2 protein-coding genes are annotated in these 2,521 nt (G+C 37.2%); both read left to right on the top strand.

The window, feature by feature from the left end; translation table 11 throughout:
• The first annotated feature begins 155 nt into the window (after window positions 1–155).
• Window positions 156–1,103, top strand: coding sequence for a polysaccharide deacetylase family protein (locus ABES03_RS09235; RefSeq protein WP_430117003.1), 948 nt, complete (start codon window positions 156–158; stop codon window positions 1,101–1,103).
• Between the two features lie 100 nt (window positions 1,104–1,203).
• On the top strand, window positions 1,204–2,439 hold the full coding sequence (locus ABES03_RS09230) for a M16 family metallopeptidase (RefSeq protein WP_430117002.1): 1,236 nt from the start codon (window positions 1,204–1,206) through the stop codon (window positions 2,437–2,439).
• The last annotated feature ends 82 nt before the right edge of the window (window positions 2,440–2,521 follow it).

Genomic DNA, 2,521 nt, shown 5'->3' with positions numbered 1-2,521 from the left:
CGCCGAGGAGGCTCGCCGAAACGCCCACGGAAAGCGAAGCGCCTGGAGCGGAAATCAACAGACAAGTTTAACAAAGCCTTTCTTTTAAGCAAGGAGTTTTACATGTTCTACCTTGTCCCTCCTATACATAATCTTTATGGAAGGGGGAAAGGTAAATGAAAAAGGTCAATATATTTTTAGTCATTTGTTTGGGTGCATGGATTTCAGTAAATAATCCAGTTGTGAACAAATATGTATCCTCTTTAAGGGATTCGGCACTTCCGACAGCGAAACAGTCAGATCCCCTATACCAGAGTATAATAAAAAACGCTTCTACATATGAAATACCACCTTCCGATGCCAAGGTTGACAGGGTTTGGAAGGCTATTCCAGGATATAATGGACTTAAGGTAGATATTGGCGCTTCATATAAAAACATGAAAAGTAAAGGCATCTTTGATGAAAAAAAATTAGAATTTACCCAAGTGAAACCAAAAATTCATCTAAAGGATTTACCGCCAACCCCCATTTATAAAGGGCATCCAGACAAACCAATGGTATCCTTTATAATTAATGTGGCTTGGGGAAATGAATATTTACCTGAAATGCTTGCAACATTAAAAAGACATAATGTATCTGTTAGCTTTTTCCTAGAAGGAAATTGGGTTAAAAAAAACCCAGATGTGGCAAAAATGATCGTAAGCGCTGGGCATGAAGTAGGTAATCATTCCTATTCTCATCCGGATATGCAAAAGCTTACTGCAGCTCAGACAAGGGAACAAATAATAAAGACTAACAATATTATTGAAGCAGCTACAGGAGAAAAGCCAGTTTGGTTTGCACCTCCAAGTGGCAGCTATCGGGATGAAACGATAAAAGTAGCAGATGAACTGAATATGTTAACCGTTATGTGGACGGTTGATACGGTTGATTGGCAAAAGCCATCACCTGATGTCTTAATTAATCGAGTGATGTCTAAAATTGATAAGGGCTCCATGGTTCTCATGCATCCAACAGAATCAACCGCAAAATCACTTGACAGGCTCATTACTCTTATCGAGCAAAAGGATTTAGAGGTCGGTACGGTCTCAGAATTAATGAGTGAGGAAAGAATAATAAAATAATTTGTGAGAATCTATCAGAAAATTGGAGAAAATATCTATAAAAACGTATAATAAATAATTGGAGTAGTAGCAGCTGCTGTTTAAAGACAGGAGGAAGTCGATGATTAATAAGTACACTTGCCAAAACGGAGTAAGAATAGTATTAGAAAACATACCAACTGTAAGGTCTGTCGCAATTGGTGTATGGATTGGAACCGGTTCAAGGAACGAAGATCCACAAACAAATGGGATTTCCCACTTCCTAGAGCACATGTTTTTTAAAGGAACATCAACACGTTCAGCAAAGGAAATTGCCGAATCCTTTGACAGCATTGGCGGTCAAGTTAATGCTTTTACATCTAAGGAGTATACCTGCTATTATGCAAAAGTTCTGGATACACATTCTAAGTTTGCATTAGATGTTTTAGCTGATATGTTCTTTAATTCCACTTTTGTGGAAGAAGAATTGAAAAAGGAAAAAAATGTAGTCCTTGAAGAAATTAAAATGTATGAAGATACACCGGATGATATTGTTCATGATTTATTAAGCAGAGCCGTTTATGAAAACCATCCACTTGGGTATCCAATTTTAGGGACTGAAGAAACACTGAATACATTTACAGGAGATACACTAAGGGAGTACATCCATGAAAGATATACACCTGAAAATGTAGTCATCTCAATTGCTGGAAATGTATCGGAGTCCTTTATTAAAGAGGTTGAAAATTATTTTGGGTCCTACCAGGGTGGGTCAAAGGAAACACCTGAAAATCTTCCTACTTTCCATGCTAACCGCTTGTCACGCAAGAAGGAAACGGAACAGGCTCATTTATGTATTGGATTTGAAGGATTAAAGGTTGGTCATGAGGATATTTATAGTTTAATTACTCTAAATAATATATTGGGCGGAAGTATGAGTTCCAGATTATTTCAAGAAGTTCGTGAGCAAAGAGGCTTGGCGTACTCCGTATTCTCCTATCATTCTGCTTATCAGGATAGTGGTGTGGTTACTGTTTATGGAGGAACAGGAGCGAAGCAACTCGATGTTTTATTTGAAACCATTCAGGAAACCCTTGATAAATTAAAACAAACTGGCATTACTGAAAAGGAATTGACCAATAGTAAAGAGCAGCTTAAAGGCAGCTTGATGTTAAGTTTGGAAAGTACAAATAGTCGAATGAGCCGTAATGGTAAAAATGAATTACTGTTAAAACGCCACCGTTCTCTTGATGAAATTATTGAACAAATCGATCAGGTGACTCAAAATAGTGTGGATGAAATGGCAAGAGCTATTTTTACTGATAAGTATTCTGTTACATTAATAAGTCCTAATGGTGAATTCCCATCCAAATTATAATCTCAAAAACAGTTCGATATTTTTCGAACTGTTTTTTCTACAAAATTAGTGTATAGGATTCCACTTCGAGAATTGTCCAGCT

Source organism: Neobacillus rhizosphaerae, assembly GCF_050477885.1.
GTDB classification, from domain to species: domain Bacteria; phylum Bacillota; class Bacilli; order Bacillales; family Cytobacillaceae; genus Neobacillus; species Neobacillus rhizosphaerae_A.
Note: the sequence above shows the minus strand (reverse complement) of the source record. Positions and strands in the feature narration are given on the sequence as shown.

Excerpts from the sequence above, each read along its gene's own strand:
- ABES03_RS09235 (WP_430117003.1), top strand. The coding sequence starts at position 156 with ATGAAAAAGGTCAATATATTTTTAGTCATTTGTTTGGGTGCATGGATT.
- ABES03_RS09230 (WP_430117002.1), top strand. The coding sequence starts at position 1,204 with ATGATTAATAAGTACACTTGCCAAAACGGAGTAAGAATAGTATTAGAA.